This window comes from Pandoraea sp. PE-S2R-1 (genome assembly GCF_002179865.1).
Lineage (GTDB): Bacteria > Pseudomonadota > Gammaproteobacteria > Burkholderiales > Burkholderiaceae > Pandoraea.
Genome location: NZ_NGUR01000015.1, coordinates 531,442 through 546,678, shown reverse-complemented (window position 1 = coordinate 546,678; position 15,237 = coordinate 531,442). Strand labels below are relative to the sequence as shown.

Genomic DNA, 15,237 nt, shown 5'->3' with positions numbered 1-15,237 from the left:
TTCGATGATCGATCCGGCTTTCTGGCGGGGCATGGCGCTCGGCGCCAGCCTCATCATTGCGATTGGCGCGCAAAACGCATTTGTCCTGCGTCAGGGCATTCTGAAGCGTCACGTAGGCCTCGCTGTCGCGGTCTGCGCCGTTTGCGACATGGCACTCATCGCGGCCGGGGTGGCAGGCATGGGCGGGCTGATTGCGGCCTATCCGCGCTTTCTGACGGCGGTCACGTGGGGCGGTGCGGCGTTTCTGTTCTGGTATGGGCTGCGTGCGTGGCGGGCGGCGTTTCGCGGCACTGGCGCGCTACAGGCCGACGGCAGCCGTGTGGCGACGCAAGACATGACGTGGCAGCGCGCACTCGTGCTGGTGCTGATGCTCTCGCTGCTCAATCCGCACGTGTATCTCGATACGGTGATTCTGCTCGGCGGCATCGGTGCGCGCGAGCCCGCACCGGGGAATGGGTGGTTTGCGGCGGGGGCGATGACGGCGTCCGTGCTGTGGTTCACCACGCTGGGCTACGGCGCGCGATTGCTCGCTCCGCTGTTCTCGCGCGCGCGGGCGTGGCAGATTCTCGACGGCATCGTCGGCGTGATGATGTGGGGGCTCTGCGCAGGGCTGATCGCGCAGCAGTTGTGATGGGGTGAGGCGGCGTGCTGGTGCGTGGCCTGATGTGCGTTGAAGCTGCGCGTAGAAAACAAAAACGGCCCGCTACTCGATGAGTGCGGGCCGTTTTTTCTGGCGCGGCGGCGAATCGACTTACCCGAGCAGTGCGTCGGAGAACTCGCGTGCCGAGAACGGTTGCAGGTCTTCGACCTTTTCACCCACGCCGATGAAGTAGACCGGCACCGGGCGCTGGCGGGCAATGGCGGCGAGGATACCGCCCTTGGCCGTGCCGTCGAGTTTGGTGACGATGAGGCCGGTGAGTTGCAGTGCGTCGTCGAACGCCTTGACCTGCGCGAGCGCATTCTGGCCGGTGTTGGCGTCGATGACGAGCAGCACTTCGTGCGGTGCGCCGTCGGCGGCCTTGCCGAGCACGCGCTTGATCTTCTTGAGCTCTTCCATCAGATGCAACTGCGTGGGCAGACGCCCGGCAGTGTCTGCCATCACGATGTCGATCTTGCGGGCGCGGGCGGCGCTCACGGCGTCGAACACCACGGCGGCGGGGTCGCCGCTTTCCTGCGACACGACCGCGACGTTGTTGCGCTCGCCCCAGATCGTCAGTTGCTCGCGCGCGGCGGCGCGGAAAGTATCGCCCGCAGCGAGCAGCACCGACTGGTCATAGCTCTGGAAGTGCTTGGCGAGCTTGCCGATGCTGGTGGTCTTGCCGGCACCGTTCACGCCCGCGATCATCACCACCAGCGGTGCTTCGCGGCCGAGCACGAGGCTCTGTTCCAGCGGCGAAAGCAACTCGACCAGCAGGTCGTGCAGCGCGCGCTTGACCTGTTCGCCTTCGGTCAGACGTTCCGCCTTGACCTTCTTGCGCAACGCGTCGATCAGGAACGTGGTGGCTTCGACACCTGCGTCGCTCATCAGCAGCGCGCCTTCCAGTTCCTCGAAGAGATTCTCATCGACCTTCACGCCGACGAAGATGCCGGTGAGCCCTGCGCTGGTCTTCGACAGCCCGGCCTTCAGGCGCGTGAGCCATGAACGCTTGGCAGCGGGCGCTGCGGCGGGAGCGGCCACGATTTCGCCGATAGCCTCGCCGCTGTCGTCCTTGACGACGACGGGGGCCGGGGCCGGGGCGGGCGCAACTTCCGGTTCGAACTGCGCTTCAGGTTCCGGCTCAAGTTCCGACTCAGGTTCCGGCAGCGCTTCCGGTTTGCGTTGCGGTTCGGCTTCCGGCGCAATCGTCACCGGATTGGGGACATTCGCCACAGGCGTTTCAGACAACGCCGGCGTTTCTGACGCTTCGGCGTCACGGACCGGGGCGCTTTGCGGAACATTTGGCGCAGCGGCGGGCGCTGCCGGGGCGGCAGGGGCCGTGACAGGGGCTGGCGGCACCACGGGCGCCGCCGGTGCGGCGGAGGCGACCTCGGCGGCGGCCTTTGCCGCGGCCTCATCGGACGCGTTTTCGACGGGCGATGCGGGGCTCGGCTCGGCGGATTTGTTACCGCCCGACGTGAAACGCTTGAAGAAACTGAACATGGAGTGAGGAACTTGGCGTGGGGAGCGCGCTCGGAGACGTCTCTGATTTGTCGTGCCATTCGCGCCGGGCAAAACGCCCTACAATGGGCGGTCGCGTTTCCGGCGCGGGAAATGCGACGTATTTTATCAGACGCGTCTCGACGTCCATCAAGGGCAAAAGGGAATTCATGAGGGGATCCATGAGAGGAACCATGCGCTGGCTTCACGCCTTGGCCGGTCTGACCTTGGCCGGGGTGATAAGCCTGGGCCATGCCGCCGACACTACCGGCAGCAAAACGACGGACAACACTTCCGAATTCACGCTCTCCAACGGGCTACGGCTGATCGTGCGCGAAGACCATCGGGCACCGACGGTCGCGCATGTGGTCTGGTACCGCGCGGGCTCGCTCGACGAGTTCAACGGCACGACGGGCGTGGCTCACGCGCTCGAGCACATGATGTTCAAGGGCACGAAGACGGTCGGCCCGGGCCAGTTCTCGCGCCAGGTCGCCGCGCTCGGCGGCCGTGAGAACGCGTTCACCAGCAAGGACTACACGGGCTTCTTCGAGCAGACCGAGAAGTCGCGCCTGCCCGACATGATGCGTCTCGAAGCCGATCGTATGGCTAACCTGACGCTCACGGCCGACGAGTTCGCCAAAGAGATTCAGGTGGTGATGGAAGAGCGGCGGCTGCGCACCGACGACCAGCCGCGCGCGTTGCTTTACGAGCAACTGATGGCATCGGCATTGGTGGCCAACCCGTACCGCCGGCCGATCGTGGGCTGGATGGACGATCTCCAGCACATGACCGTCGACGATACGCGCGCGTGGTACGAGCGCTGGTATGCGCCGAACAATGCGGTCGTAGTCGTGAGTGGCGACGTCGATCCGCAGCAGGTGCGCCGCTGGGCCGAGCAGTACTACGGCCCGATCAAGTCGCACACGCTGCCCGAGCGCCGGCCGCAGAACGAGCCTGCCCAACTGGGCGTGCGCCGTGTGTTCGTGAAGGCCCCCGCCGAGAACCCGAACGTGATGCTGGCGTGGCGCGCGCCGCGTCTGACGGACGTCGAGAAGGATGACGACGTCTATGCGTTGCAAGTGCTGGCGGCGGTGCTCGACGGCTACGGCAACGCGCGGCTGACGAGCCGTCTCGTGCGCGAGCAACGCATCGCCAACGACGTGGGTGCCGGTTACGACGGCGTGGGTCGCGGCCCGCAGTTCTTCATCCTCGACGGCACGCCCGCACAGGGCAAGACGCCCGAGCAGATCGAGAAGGCGTTGCGTGCTCAGGTCGCCGACATTGCGGCGCATGGTGTGACCGACGAGGAACTCAAGCGCGTGAAGGCGCAGGTCATTGCGGGGCAGATCTACAAGCGTGACTCGGTGTTCGGTCAGGCGATGGAGATCGGTCTCAATGAAATGTCGGGCATCTCGTGGCGGCAGATCGATCGCATGCTCGAGAAGGTAAAGGCGGTCACGCCGGCACAGGTGCAGGCGGTGGCGGGCAAGTACTTCGGCGACGACACGCTGACGGTGGCCACGCTGGTGCCGCAGCCCGTGGACGAGGCGACCCGCAAGCGCCGCGCCCAAGGGGCGGAAGACCTGAAGAACATGCGCTAAGAGGCCACCCGATGATGAAAATTACCGCACTACTGCGTGCGTTTGTCCTGCCTGCCTGCTTGGGCGCTGTTGCCGCTGCGGCAGCCATGCCGACGACGGCACTCGCGGCACTGCCGATCCAGACCTGGACGGCGCCTTCCGGCGCCAAAGTGCTGCTCGTGGAGAGCCATTCGATTCCGATGCTCGATCTGAACATCGATTTCGATGCGGGCAGCCGTTACGATCCGCCCGGCAAATCCGGGCTGGCGCTGCTCACTGCCGGATTGCTTGATTCGGGCGCGATGGCAGTCAATGGCCGCCCGGCACTGACCGAGGCGCAGATTGCCGACCGCTTTGCCGATGTAGGCGCGATGGAAGCGACGAGCGCGGGGCGTGATGCCGCGACCGTCACGATGCGCACGCTATCGTCGGCGGCCGAGCGCGACGCTGCCGTCAGTACGATGGCGCAATTCCTGCAACATCCGACGTTCCCCGAGGCCGTGCTCAAGCGTGAGGCCGCGCGCCTGTCCGCCGCGATTGCCGAGGCCAACACCAAGCCCGAAGCCATCGCCGAGAAGGCCTTCCGCAGCGCGATCTATGGCAGCCATCCGTATGGCGTGAGCGCTACGGTGGCGAGCGTGAATGCGGTCAAGCGTGACGATCTCGTGCGCTTCTATCGCGACATGTTCAGTCCGAAGCGTGCGGTGGTCACCATCGTCGGCGACATCGATCGTGCGCAGGCCGAGAAGCTGGTGGCGACGCTGACCGACGCCATGCCTGCGGGCATTCAGCCGCCGGCCATGCCACCGGTGGCGGCGCTGCGCAATGCCATGCAGATCGATCTGCCGCACCCGGCAGAGCAGGCGCATATCGTGAGCGGTCAGGCGTCGGTGGCGCGCAGCGACCCCGACTACTTCGCGCTGCTCGTCGGTAACTATGTGCTGGGTGGCGGCGGATTCGTGTCGCGACTCACAGCGGAAGTGCGCGAGAAGCGCGGGCTGACGTACGGTGTCACGAGCATGTTTGTTCCGCAGTTGCAGGAAGGTCCGTTCGAGATCAGCTTGCAGACGCGTCGCGAGCAGGCCCCTGAAGCGTTGAAGGTGGTCCGCGAGACGTTGGGCAAGTTCGTACAGGAAGGCCCGACTGACGCCGAGATGCAGGCCGCGAAGGACAACCTGATCAACGGTTTCCCGCTGCGTCTGGACAGCAATCGCAAGCTCTTGGCGAGCGTGGCCGCGATCGGTTTCTACAACCTGCCGCTCGACTATCTCGACACGTGGACCGACAAGGTCAAGGCGGTGACGGCTGCGCAGGTGAAGGACGCGTTTGCGCGTCACGTGCAACCTGAGCGGCTGGTGACCGTCGTCGTTGGCCCGGGCAATGTGTTCGGTGCTGCGAGTGCGGGTGCAGCGGCAAGTGGCGCTGCGGCAGCGGGCCCGAAAGCGAAGTAACACTGCGGGTCGGTTCACGCGGTACGAAAAACGGCACCGGGAAATTTCCGGTGCCGTTTTTTCTTGAGCAGGAAGTTCGAAGGCGCTTTTTGCGTTATTGAGGTATCAGCGTGATTGGTGCTATCGCAAGATTCGCCGGCGCAGCAACGTCAGGGCAATTGCAAACGCGATCACCGCATAGGCGACAAGGGCGGCCACGTGCAGCCATGGCTGGTCGATGGCGCGTCCGAGCATGGCGGGCCGAATCAACGCGATCGCATGGGCGAGGGGCAACCATTCGGTGACATGACGCGCGGCCGCCGGGAGTTGCGACAACGGGAAGAACACCCCGGAGAGCAGCAACATCGGCGTCATGACGAGCGTCTGATAGAACATGAAGAAGTCGTAACTCGGCGCGAGTGCGGTCATGACCATCGCCAGACTCGCGAACGCGAAACCGGCAAGCACCACCGCGGGCAGCACAACCGGCAGGGCGTCGAGCCGCGCGTAGCCGAGGACGCTGGCCACCAGCAGGATCGCGAGGCCCGAGAGCACCGCTTTGCTGGCCGCCCAGGCCACTTCGCCGAGTACAACGTCGCCCAGCGTCAGCGGCGTGTGCATGAGCGCTTCCCAGGTCCGCTGCACATGCATGCGCGAGAAGCCCGAGTACATCGATTCGAAGCTCGCGGAAAACATCACGCTGGAGCCGACCGTGCCCGCGGCGAGAAACGCGATATAGGACGTGCCGTCCACATTCCCGACCATCATGCCCAGCCCGAAGCCGAGCCCGAACAGATAGATCATCGGGTCGGCCAGATTGCCGAACATCGACGCAATGGCCAGCTTGCGCCAGACGAGAAAGTTGCGCCGCCATACGCCGGTCCACGGGGTGAGGCCGGGGAGGTAGCGCGGCGTCTCTGGCCGGTGGGTGGGCGTTGTCACGCGTTCGGTCTGGTGCTGGCGATCGGCCTCAGTCATCGCGCATCTCCCGTCCGGTGAGTTTGAGGAAGACGTCTTCCAGATTGGCGCGCCGATGCAGATAACGCACACCGGGCTGGTCGCGCAGCGCGTTCACGATCGGGGTAGCGTCGAGTACGTAACAGAAGTGCGTCTCGCCGCTCGTCTCGATGCGCTCGGCCAAGGGCGCAAGGTGTGCCAGCAGTGCGTGCGGCACATCGCCGAAGACTTCGACAACGTCGCAACCGATTTCGCGCGCGACCAGCTCGGGTGGCGTGCCTTCGGCGATCTTGCGACCAGCATCGATCACGCACAGGCGATGGCACAGACGCTCGGCCTCTTCCATGAAGTGCGTGGTGAGCAGGATCGTCTTGCCCTCATTCATCAGCGACTTGAGCCGCTCCCAGATCAGATGGCGCGCTTGCGGGTCGAGCCCCGTCGTCGGCTCGTCGAGCAGCAGCAGATCGGGGTTGTTGATGAGCGCGCGGGCGAGTGTGAGGCGTCGCTTCATCCCGCCCGAGAGTTGCCCGACGCGTGCATCGGCCTTCGATTCGAGCCGCGCAAAGGCGAGCAGGGCGGGCACCCGTTCGCGCACATCGGCGGAGGAGAGTCCGAAATAGCGCCCGAAAATTGCCAGATTCTCGCGCACGGTGAAGTCGGGGTCGAGATTGTCGAACTGCGGCACCACGCCGATACGGCGGCGGGCTTCCGGGGCGAGTCTGGGGACCGACAGGCCGCCGAGGCGGATCTCCCCGGCGTCGGGGGTGACGAGGCCCAGCAGCATGCGCAGCGTCGTGGTCTTGCCCGCGCCGTTGGGCCCTAGCAGCCCGAAACACTCACCGGGCGCGACGTGCAGCGACAAGTGATCGACGACGGGGCGTCCGTCATAGGCCTTGCAGAGTTCGGTTACCTCGATGGCGGCATCGGTCATGGCGAATTCGGGGGTCTCCTGTCGTCTGGCATGCCCCTTCGAAACCACAGGGGGCAAGTCTTACGGGCGATGTGGTATGTTTCGCCTCAACAATGTAGCGTGAATTACCATGAATTTGGACGACCAGCGCGCGCAACCCTGCGCGCGATCTCACTATTTGGACACTTTGGCCGCGCATAACGCTGGTGCCGGTGCCGCATCGCACGCCGATGCCGCCGTCGCAGCTGTCGCTCGCGTCACCAACACCGCAGTCAACGCAGCACGCCGGAGCGCGGCATGAAGTCAGGTTCCGGAAACGTCGCACGCGGCGCGCCGCAGCAGGTACGCATCATTGGCGGTCAGTGGAAGCGTACGCCGCTGCCCGTGCCGCCCGGTGACGGCCTGCGCCCCACGCCGGATCGTGTGCGCGAAACGCTGTTCAATTGGCTTGGACAAGATCTCGACGGCCTGCGTTGCCTCGATGCCTTTGCGGGCAGTGGCGCGCTGGGCTTTGAGGCGGCCTCGCGAGGTGCGGCCCGTGTGCTGATGGTCGAGTACGCCGCACCGGCCGTGCGTCAGCTGCGCGCCAATCAGGCCAAGCTCGCCGCCGATCAGGTCGAGATCGTGCAGGCCGACGCGCGGCGTCTGATAACCACACTCGCACCCGGGGCTTTCGACGTGGTGTTTCTCGATCCGCCGTTCGCGAGTGGCTGGCTGGCCGACCTGCTGGCCCCTGCGGCCCGCCTGCTGGCGCCCAACGGCGTGATCTATGCTGAATCCGACGCGCCGCTCGACGACGAAGCGCTGGCGGCACTGGGGCTAGTGTGTGTGCGCCGGGCGAAAGCCGGAGCGGTGCATTATCATTTGCTTGAATCGATTCCGAAAACCTAGAGACCACAATGAACAAGTACGTAGTAACGGTCCCCAGCCGCGAGGAGACGTTGGCATGGTAGTGGCGATCTATCCGGGGACGTTCGACCCGCTGACCCGAGGGCACGAAGATCTGGTTCGCCGTGCGGCGGGCATTTTCGACAAGCTCATCGTCGGTGTGGCCGACAGTCGCAACAAGAAGCCGTTCTTCACGCTGGAAGAGCGCATCGACATCGCGCGCGAGGTGCTTGGGCACTATCCGAACGTGACGGTCGAAGGGTTTTCCGGGCTGCTCAAGGACTTCGTGCGCAAGCACCAGGCGCGCGTGATCGTGCGCGGGCTGCGTGCCGTGTCCGACTTCGAGTACGAGTTCCAGATGGCCGGCATGAACCGGTATCTGCTGCCCGACGTGGAAACGATGTTCATGACGCCGTCTGACCAGTACCAGTTCATCTCGGGCACGATCGTGCGCGAGATCGCACAACTGGGCGGCGATGTCAGCAAGTTTGTGTTCCCTTCCGTCGAGAAGTGGCTGGTGACGAAAGTCGGCGATCTGTCGGCGAAGGGATGAGTATCGTGCGCGCCGGTCTGGCCCCGGGTCTGGCCCGAGGTTTGACTCGGATGGCGGGCCGGCGTCGCGATACAGCTGGAGGTGCCGTATGGCCTTGATGATTACCGATGAATGCATCAATTGCGACGTGTGTGAGCCCGAGTGCCCGAACGACGCAATTTCGATGGGGGTCGAGATTTATGAGATCGACCCGAACAAGTGCACCGAGTGTGTCGGGCACTTCGATGAACCGCAGTGCGTGCAGGTGTGTCCGGTAGAGTGCATTCCGATCAATCCGGAACACGTCGAGACGCCGGCGCAATTGCTCGCGAAGTACACCCACCTGCAAGCGGACAAGCTGGCCTGATACGCCGGGTTGCTTATTTTCCCGGCGTGGCGTGCAGGCGCATCATCGCCTTTTCCATCTCACCTTTCACGACGAGATCGACGATGTCGAGCGAGCGCGACATCGCGTCGTCGATTTGCGCCTGTTCTTCCTTGCGTGGCGGCTTCAGCACAAAGTCAACCACCTGCTGCTGACTGCCCGCCGGTTGCAGCGTACGCGGATGGCCGATGCCCAGGCGCAGGCGCCAGAAATCAGGCGTCGTCAGATGCGCGGCAATGTCCTTCAGTCCGTTATGGCCACCACTGCCGCCACCGCGTTTGAGTTTGACGCCACCGGGCGGCAGATCGAGTTCATCGTGCACGACGAGGATTTCGTCCGGCAGAATCTTGTAGAAGCGCGCGAGGGCCACCACCGACTGCCCTGAGCGGTTCATGAACGTCTGGGGTTCGAGCAGCCAGACCTCGCTGCCGGCGATGCGTGCGCGGGCCGCATAGCCATGAAAGCTCTTCTGGTTCGACAGCGAGGCGCCGCTTTGCTGCGCCAATGCGTCGACAAACCAGAAGCCGGCGTTGTGCCGGGTGGCGGTGTATTCGGCGCCCGGATTGCCGAGCCCTACGATCAGCTTGATCATTTCGGTATCAGATCTTGTGTGCAACCTACGCAGGATAGGCGCACCGCAATAAAAAAACCCGCCGGGACATGACGTCGCGGCGGGTTTTGCGTCCAGCGTCGCCGCTGAAGGACAACTCGCAGGCTTAGGCAGCCGGCGTTTCGCCTTCGGCAGCCGGGGCAGCAGCTTCATCAGCAGCAGCGCCCGCCGGTTGAACGGCTTGCGCCACGACCGGGTTTTCTTGCTCGACGTGCAGCACGAGCGTCACGCCTTCCGGCAGCTTGACGTCCTTGGCATGCACGGTTTGACCAGCAGCCAGCTTCGACAGATCGACTTCCAGGAATTCCGGCAGCTTGCCCGGCAGGCAGCTGATGTCGAGGTCGTTCACGATGTGGCTGATCACGTTGGCCGACAGCTTCACTGCGGGCGATTCTTCAGCGCCCAGGAAGTGCAGGGGCACCTTCACGTGAATTGCCTTGGTGGCGTCGACACGTTGGAAATCCACGTGCAGAACCAGTTGCTTGAACGGGTGGTACTGCACATCGCGCAGCAGCACTTGTTCCGACTTGCCAGCGATTTCCAGGTCGAGAATCGACGAGTGGAAAGCTTCTTTACGCAGGGCGTGCCACAGTGCGTTGTGATCGAGTTCGATCAGTTGCGGATCAACGTTACCACCGTACACGATGCCTGCGGTCTTGCCGGCATTGCGCAGGCGGCGGCTCGCACCCGTACCTTGCAGATTACGCTCAAAAGCGACGACTTTCATAACAACTCCTTGTACCACCCGCGACCAGGTGGCGATTTCTTCCTGAACTTTTCCGTGCAAAAAACACGGGTTTCAGGAACGACAAAGGCGGGGAAAACGCTCCCCGCCGACATGACAACGGCGCCACACAGGCGCCGTCGCAAAAATTCTACTGAACGCTTACTCCGCGAACAGCGACATCACCGAGTCGCCACGACGGATACGCGAGAACGTTTCGGCGAGCAGGCCAGCGCAGCTCAACTGGCGAATCTTGCCGCCCTTCGAGTCGTCGCGCAGCGGAATCGTATCCGTCACGACCACTTCGTCGAGCGCCGACGCGTTGATGCGCTCTGCTGCGCCACCCGAGAGCACCGGGTGCGTACAGTAGGCATAGACCTTCTGTGCGCCGCGTTCCTTGAGCACTTGCGCTGCCTTGCAGAGCGTGCCGGCGGTGTCGACCATGTCGTCCATGATCACGCACGTACGGCCGTCGACTTCACCGATGATGTTCATCACTTCGGCCACATTGGCCTTCGGACGACGCTTGTCGATGATGGCCAGATCGCAATGCAGTTGCTTCGCGAGTGCACGGGCACGCACCACGCCGCCGACGTCCGGCGAAACCACCAGCAGGTTTTCGTGATTTTGCTTGCGCACGTCAGCCAGCAGCAGCGGCGAGGCGTAAATGTTGTCGACCGGGATATCGAAGAAACCCTGAATCTGGTCGGCGTGCAGGTCCATCGTGATGATGCGCTCGACGCCCGCGATTTGCAGCATGTTGGCTACGACCTTCGCCGAGATCGCCACGCGCGCCGAACGGGGGCGGCGATCTTGACGGGCATAGCCGAAATACGGGATGGCAGCAGTGATCCGGCCGGCAGAAGCGCGCTTGAGCGCGTCGACCATGATCAGCAGTTCCATCAGATTGTCGTTGGTCGGAGCACACGTCGACTGGAGGACGAAGACGTCCTTGCCGCGCACGTTTTCCTGGATTTCGACTTGAATCTCGCCATCCGAGAATCGGCTGACCATGGCCTTGCCGAGCGGGATGCCGAGAGTGTTGACGACCTCTTGGGCCAGGGCGGGATTGGCGTTCCCGGTGAATACCATTAGGTTATCACTACTCATCTGGCTACCTGCGGGACGTATTGATGCTGAGACTGAACGACAGAGAAATTGGCAGGGGAGGAAGGACTCGAACCCTCGTATGCCGGAATCAAAATCCGGTGCCTTAACCAACTTGGCGACTCCCCTACACTAACCGATGCCTTTGTTGCGTCGTAGGAACGCAGCAAAGTAAAACTTTTTCACGCAAATGCGAACAACGGGTGTTCGGCCAGACCGGCGGTCACTTGACCCAGCCAGCGCTCTGGCAATCGCTTACATGCCGCTTCCGCTTCTGCCTTCGTGTCGAATGCTGCAAACACGCTGGCACCGGATCCCGTCATGCGAGCTGTGGTGAAGGTTCTGAACCAGTCAATCACAGCAGCGACTTCCGCGTATTCTCGAGTGACTACCGCCTGCATGTCGTTACGGAAAATTTCATCCGTTTCGAACACGTTTTTGTTGGCGTGCTCAAGAAAGAACGCCATTGTGACGACGTTCGAATCCCTTGTCAACAGGGGATCACGAAAAATCTTATCGGTTGCGACGTGTACCCGCGGGTTGACGACCAGAAAGTGCCGTTGCGGTAGATCCACGGCCTGCATTTGCTCGCCGAGCCCCTCGGCGAACGCATTGCGCCCGAACACGAAGAACGGCACGTCGGCACCGAGTTTGAGCGCGAGCGTCTGGAGTTCGGCGCGCGGCAGATCGAGCTGCCACATGCGATTGAGGGCGAGCAGGGTGGTTGCGGCGTCCGAGCTGCCGCCGCCGATGCCGCCACCGGCCGGCAGGCGCTTCTCGATGCCGATATCCACGCCGAACCGCACCCCGCAGTGTTCCTGAAGCAGCCGCGCGGCCCGTACCGTCAGATCGGTCTCGGGCGGCACGCCGGGCAGGGGGGTCGTATGCACGATCTTGCCGTCGTCGCGACGCTCGAAATGCAGCGTGTCGGCCCAGTCGATCAGCTGGAAAACGGTTTGCAGTTCGTGATAGCCATTGGGCCGGCGTCCCACGATGTGCAGGAACAGGTTCAGCTTGGCCGGAGCCGGGCAATCACGCAGGATTTCGTACATGGCAATGCGTTGTGAGGGCTAACGGCAGTAGCCGGTAGCTGGTAGCCGGAAACCGGGGAATCGTGTGCTCGAGGTTAGCGCCTAACCGTCTGGGCAGGAGGCGCCAAGGATAGCACCGCAGGCGGCGACGCGCGGAAGAGGGCGCGAGGTGCCTTCGCGAGTCGCGGGCGCCCCCTTTTTTTGCGGGTTTTGGCTTACTCGTCAATCACGAGCCGTACCGCTAGCGGCGAGCCATCGAGGTCGCGCGTGAGGTCGATGCGTTTCACGCGCAGGGGCGTGGTGTCGAAATACGCCTGATAGTCGATGGTCCAGCCGTCCTGCACGAGGCGCGTCGGGCGTTGCGTCTGCGGATCGCGTTCGATCGTCGCCTGCGAACCCGGTGCGCCCTGCATGTGCAGCCAGTAGCGCATGCCGCCGACCGGCAGGGCGAAGCCGAGGGCGTCGTGCATCACGTCTTCGAGACGCGGGCCGGTCAGCGGTGCCTTGCCCGGCAATTCGAGCGTGGCGCCACGGGGGGTCTGCCGCACGATCGCCTGTGTCTGCCCAAGCGGATCGAGCAATTGCACGGTGGCGTTGTCGCCGCTTTGCTGCCAGTCGAAATTACCGTACGTATTGCGCGCTTCGCCGTTCTGTTCGAATCGAATCGAGAAACGTCCCCGGTAATGCTCCACGCTGGTGCCTTCGGCCTGCGCGATCGGGGCGGGCGGTGCGAGGCTCGCACACCCGCTGCCGAGCACGGCGGCGGAGATGGCGAGCGCCATGCCGGCGGCCCGCATCGTCAGACGCGGGCGCGGCAACATCGAGAGATCGAAACGGAACAAGGGCAGTTGGGGCAAACGGGACATCGTCAGCAAAAAGAAAGGCGCCGCGAGGAAAGGCTCGCGACGCCGGTATCACAGCATTACGGTGTGACGTTGTAACGCTTCATCGTCGAGCGCAGCGTGTCGTCGTCGCTATCGACTTTGAGTGCTTCGCGCCAGGTCTTGCGGGCTTCGTCCTGCTGGCCGCTTTCCCACAGCACTTCGCCCAGGTGCGCGCCGATTTCGGCCTGCGCCTGAATGCCGTACGCCCGGCGCAGCAATTCGAGCGCTTGCGTCTTGTCGCCAAGGCGGTACTTCACCCAGGCGAGGCTGTCCATGATGTACGGATCGTCCGGTGCGAGCGACGACGCTTTCTGCAACAGCTTGAGCGCTTCCGGCAGGCGCGTATTGCGCTCGGTGAGCGAGTAGCCCAGCGCGTTGTAGGCCTGCGCATTGTCGGGCTGCGTCGTCATCACGCGGCGCATGGCTTTTTCCATGACCTCGTAATGCTTGTTCAGCTCTGCGACCATGCCGTACTGGTAGAGCAAATCGGAATCGTCCGGATGGTCCTTGACCTCGACGGCGAGCAGCTTCTCGGCGTCGTCATAGCGCTTGGCCTTGACGAGCAGATCGGACTCGGCACGCTTGAGCGCGAGTTGCTCGCGCGGATCGCTCGACTTGATCCCGTGCAGCAACGCGCGGCCTTCCTCGACCTTGCCCTGATCGGCGAGCAACTGCGCGCGCCCGATCTGCGCCGGCAGATAGGCGTTGCTGTCTTCGCGAATCTTCGAGAGCCACTTGTCGGCGGCCGGGTAGTCCTTGCGATCCTGCGCAATCTGCGCGAGATACACATACGCTTGCGCGCCATCGGTGTTCTGCTGTTCGGCTTCCGTCGCGTACTTCTGCAAGTACCGTTCGGCCGCGCCGGGGTGTTTGGCGTGCAGGTTGAGCAGCGCCAGCGCCATCAGCGTCGACAGCTCGTGCGGATAGCGCTTCTCGAGCGTCTCGAATTGCTTTTGCGCGGTATCGAGCTGGTTGTCGGCGAGCAGCAGCTTGGCATAGGCGAAGCGCGCTTCCTTGGCATCCGGATTGCGGTCGAGGAACGTCTTCAGGCCGGCAATGGCACTCGCGCGCTCCTCAGGGCCCATCTGGCCATAAAGCAGCGCGGCCGCTTCGTAATCCGGCTTCAACTTGAGTGCCGTTTCGAGCGAGGTGCGCGCGCCGGCGGTGTCGCCTGCGTCGAGTTGCGAGCGGGCCAGTGCCAGTTGTGCTTCGGGCCGTTGCAGATCGTTCGCCAGCAGGCGCTTGAGCGACTCGATGCCGGTGGCACGTTCCGGGCTGCGCGCAATCATCTGCTGCAACTCGAGAATGGCTTGTCCGCGGCGCGCTTCCGGCACCTTGTTCAACTCGTCGGTGAGCAACGGCTCGGCTTCCGCGAGATGGCCGGTGCCGACTTCGAGGCTGGCGAGCAATTGCGTCGCCGGACGCCACGTCGGGTCCAACTGATGCCACAAACGGGCCGCGACGAGGGCGTCGCCGAGCTGGCGTGCACCGAGTGCGATCTCGACGGCGCGGCGCGCCATGCGCGGATCCTTCGTGCGATTGGCGAGCGAGACATACGTGTTGAAGGCGGGCGCGAGGTTGCCTTGTTGCAGGCTTAGTTCGGCGGCCGTTACTTCAAACACGATTTCGCTGGTGAGCGCGACGTTCGGCAGCTTTTCTTTCGGAACGTCGGCGTTGGGCGGAACATCTTCGCTGTCCGCATCGGCGTCGGCGTTCGCGCCTGCCTTGCTCGCTGCGCCCGGCTTCGCCGCCTTCGACGGCGCAGCGGCGGGTGCGGCCGGTGTGGTCGGTTGTGCGGGCTGGGCGATGCCGGGTTGACCGGTCTGGGCGAAAGCGTTCGAAGATGGCAGAAATGCCATGATCGCGCTGGCGCAGGTCACGCCGAGCGCTGTTGCACCGGCCAAAGCACCGCGCGCCAGGGCGCCGCGCAGACGGGAAGGCACGGCCACCGGGGGCTTCGAAGCGGTGAGAATGGACGGGAGACGAGTGTTCGGCATAGGGATCCACGGCAGGTTTCGAGCGATTGTAGCGCGCCCGATACAATAGAGTCTAAATCCTCAGC

General features: G+C 63.8%; 15 protein-coding genes and 1 tRNA gene. 6 read left to right on the top strand and 10 right to left on the bottom strand.

Annotated features, from left to right (window positions below; translation table 11 throughout):
- Positions 1–4: 4 nt before the first annotated feature.
- Positions 5–631 (top strand): LysE/ArgO family amino acid transporter, encoded by a 627-nt coding sequence (locus CDV44_RS19875; protein ID WP_087689908.1) that lies wholly within the window; start codon positions 5–7, stop codon positions 629–631.
- Between the two features lie 120 nt (positions 632–751).
- On the opposite strand, the gene ftsY is transcribed toward CDV44_RS19875, so the two are convergent.
- Positions 752–2,140 (bottom strand): signal recognition particle-docking protein FtsY, encoded by a 1,389-nt coding sequence (ftsY, locus tag CDV44_RS19870; RefSeq protein WP_087689906.1) that lies wholly within the window; start codon positions 2,138–2,140, stop codon positions 752–754.
- Between the two features lie 191 nt (positions 2,141–2,331).
- On the opposite strand from ftsY, the gene CDV44_RS19865 reads away from it, so the two are divergent.
- Together CDV44_RS19865 and CDV44_RS19860 are read left to right on the top strand one after the other, a co-directional pair.
- Positions 2,332–3,738 (top strand): pitrilysin family protein, encoded by a 1,407-nt coding sequence (locus CDV44_RS19865; protein ID WP_237172050.1) that lies wholly within the window; start codon positions 2,332–2,334, stop codon positions 3,736–3,738.
- 11 nt (positions 3,739–3,749) lie between these two features.
- Positions 3,750–5,168 (top strand): pitrilysin family protein, encoded by a 1,419-nt coding sequence (locus CDV44_RS19860; protein WP_087689904.1) that lies wholly within the window; start codon positions 3,750–3,752, stop codon positions 5,166–5,168.
- A 120-nt stretch (positions 5,169–5,288) separates the two neighbouring features.
- Here the strand turns inward: CDV44_RS19860 and CDV44_RS19855 are convergent, their stop codons facing one another.
- Both CDV44_RS19855 and nodI read right to left on the bottom strand, forming a co-directional pair.
- Positions 5,289–6,125 (bottom strand): ABC transporter permease, encoded by an 837-nt coding sequence (locus CDV44_RS19855; RefSeq protein WP_087689902.1) that lies wholly within the window; start codon positions 6,123–6,125, stop codon positions 5,289–5,291.
- Positions 6,118–7,035 carry a nodulation factor ABC transporter ATP-binding protein NodI gene (gene nodI / locus CDV44_RS19850; RefSeq protein WP_087689900.1) on the bottom strand — a complete coding sequence of 306 codons (918 nt, stop codon included), beginning with the start codon at positions 7,033–7,035 and terminating at the stop codon, positions 6,118–6,120. The genes CDV44_RS19855 and nodI overlap by 8 nt, the downstream gene beginning before the upstream one ends.
- Before the next feature lie 276 nt (positions 7,036–7,311).
- Here nodI and rsmD point away from each other — a divergent pair, with 276 nt between their 5' ends.
- The 3 genes from rsmD (at position 7,312) to CDV44_RS19835 (ending at position 8,801) form a co-directional block, all read left to right on the top strand.
- Positions 7,312–7,905: a 16S rRNA (guanine(966)-N(2))-methyltransferase RsmD gene (gene rsmD / locus CDV44_RS19845; RefSeq protein ID WP_087689898.1), complete on the top strand. Its 594-nt coding sequence runs from the start codon at positions 7,312–7,314 to the stop codon at positions 7,903–7,905.
- A 55-nt stretch (positions 7,906–7,960) separates the two neighbouring features.
- Positions 7,961–8,455 carry a pantetheine-phosphate adenylyltransferase gene (coaD, locus tag CDV44_RS19840; RefSeq protein ID WP_058377134.1) on the top strand — a complete coding sequence of 165 codons (495 nt, stop codon included), beginning with the start codon at positions 7,961–7,963 and terminating at the stop codon, positions 8,453–8,455.
- 88 nt (positions 8,456–8,543) lie between these two features.
- Complete coding sequence (locus CDV44_RS19835) at positions 8,544–8,801, top strand: YfhL family 4Fe-4S dicluster ferredoxin (protein WP_087689896.1); 258 nt, start codon at positions 8,544–8,546, stop codon at positions 8,799–8,801.
- A gap of 13 nt (positions 8,802–8,814) precedes the next feature.
- On the opposite strand, the gene pth is transcribed toward CDV44_RS19835, so the two are convergent.
- From pth to CDV44_RS19800, 7 genes are all read right to left on the bottom strand, one after another.
- Complete coding sequence (gene pth, locus CDV44_RS19830; RefSeq protein WP_058377136.1) at positions 8,815–9,411, bottom strand: aminoacyl-tRNA hydrolase; 597 nt, start codon at positions 9,409–9,411, stop codon at positions 8,815–8,817.
- A 124-nt stretch (positions 9,412–9,535) separates the two neighbouring features.
- Positions 9,536–10,156 (bottom strand): 50S ribosomal protein L25/general stress protein Ctc, encoded by a 621-nt coding sequence (locus CDV44_RS19825; RefSeq protein WP_087689894.1) that lies wholly within the window; start codon positions 10,154–10,156, stop codon positions 9,536–9,538.
- Between the two features lie 159 nt (positions 10,157–10,315).
- Positions 10,316–11,263: a ribose-phosphate pyrophosphokinase gene (locus CDV44_RS19820; RefSeq protein ID WP_058377138.1), complete on the bottom strand. Its 948-nt coding sequence runs from the start codon at positions 11,261–11,263 to the stop codon at positions 10,316–10,318.
- A 49-nt stretch (positions 11,264–11,312) separates the two neighbouring features.
- Positions 11,313–11,389: transfer RNA gene (locus CDV44_RS19815), tRNA-Gln, on the bottom strand.
- Between the two features lie 53 nt (positions 11,390–11,442).
- Positions 11,443–12,312: a 4-(cytidine 5'-diphospho)-2-C-methyl-D-erythritol kinase gene (ispE, locus tag CDV44_RS19810; protein WP_087689892.1), complete on the bottom strand. Its 870-nt coding sequence runs from the start codon at positions 12,310–12,312 to the stop codon at positions 11,443–11,445.
- Between the two features lie 194 nt (positions 12,313–12,506).
- Entirely contained in the window at positions 12,507–13,148 is a 642-nt protein-coding gene (locus CDV44_RS19805) for an outer membrane lipoprotein LolB (RefSeq protein WP_249277630.1), read from the bottom strand.
- A gap of 65 nt (positions 13,149–13,213) precedes the next feature.
- Positions 13,214–15,172 (bottom strand): tetratricopeptide repeat protein, encoded by a 1,959-nt coding sequence (locus tag CDV44_RS19800; protein ID WP_087689890.1) that lies wholly within the window; start codon positions 15,170–15,172, stop codon positions 13,214–13,216.
- Between the last annotated feature and the right edge of the window lie 65 nt (positions 15,173–15,237).

Bases quoted from the DNA above. Each gene is read 5' to 3' on its own strand.
- CDV44_RS19835 (WP_087689896.1), top strand. From the start codon at position 8,544: ATGGCCTTGATGATTACCGATGAATGCATCAATTGCGACGTGTGTGAG.
- ftsY (WP_087689906.1), bottom strand. From the start codon at position 2,140: ATGTTCAGTTTCTTCAAGCGTTTCACGTCGGGCGGTAACAAATCCGCC.
- CDV44_RS19820 (WP_058377138.1), bottom strand. From the start codon at position 11,263: ATGAGTAGTGATAACCTAATGGTATTCACCGGGAACGCCAATCCCGCC.
- CDV44_RS19875 (WP_087689908.1), top strand. From the start codon at position 5: ATGATCGATCCGGCTTTCTGGCGGGGCATGGCGCTCGGCGCCAGCCTC.
- pth (WP_058377136.1), bottom strand. From the start codon at position 9,411: ATGATCAAGCTGATCGTAGGGCTCGGCAATCCGGGCGCCGAATACACC.
- coaD (WP_058377134.1), top strand. From the start codon at position 7,961: ATGGTAGTGGCGATCTATCCGGGGACGTTCGACCCGCTGACCCGAGGG.
- CDV44_RS19860 (WP_087689904.1), top strand. From the start codon at position 3,750: ATGATGAAAATTACCGCACTACTGCGTGCGTTTGTCCTGCCTGCCTGC.
- CDV44_RS19865 (WP_237172050.1), top strand. From the start codon at position 2,332: ATGCGCTGGCTTCACGCCTTGGCCGGTCTGACCTTGGCCGGGGTGATA.
- rsmD (WP_087689898.1), top strand. From the start codon at position 7,312: ATGAAGTCAGGTTCCGGAAACGTCGCACGCGGCGCGCCGCAGCAGGTA.
- CDV44_RS19800 (WP_087689890.1), bottom strand. From the start codon at position 15,172: ATGCCGAACACTCGTCTCCCGTCCATTCTCACCGCTTCGAAGCCCCCG.
- CDV44_RS19825 (WP_087689894.1), bottom strand. From the start codon at position 10,156: ATGAAAGTCGTCGCTTTTGAGCGTAATCTGCAAGGTACGGGTGCGAGC.
- ispE (WP_087689892.1), bottom strand. From the start codon at position 12,312: ATGTACGAAATCCTGCGTGATTGCCCGGCTCCGGCCAAGCTGAACCTG.
- CDV44_RS19855 (WP_087689902.1), bottom strand. From the start codon at position 6,125: ATGACTGAGGCCGATCGCCAGCACCAGACCGAACGCGTGACAACGCCC.
- nodI (WP_087689900.1), bottom strand. From the start codon at position 7,035: ATGACCGATGCCGCCATCGAGGTAACCGAACTCTGCAAGGCCTATGAC.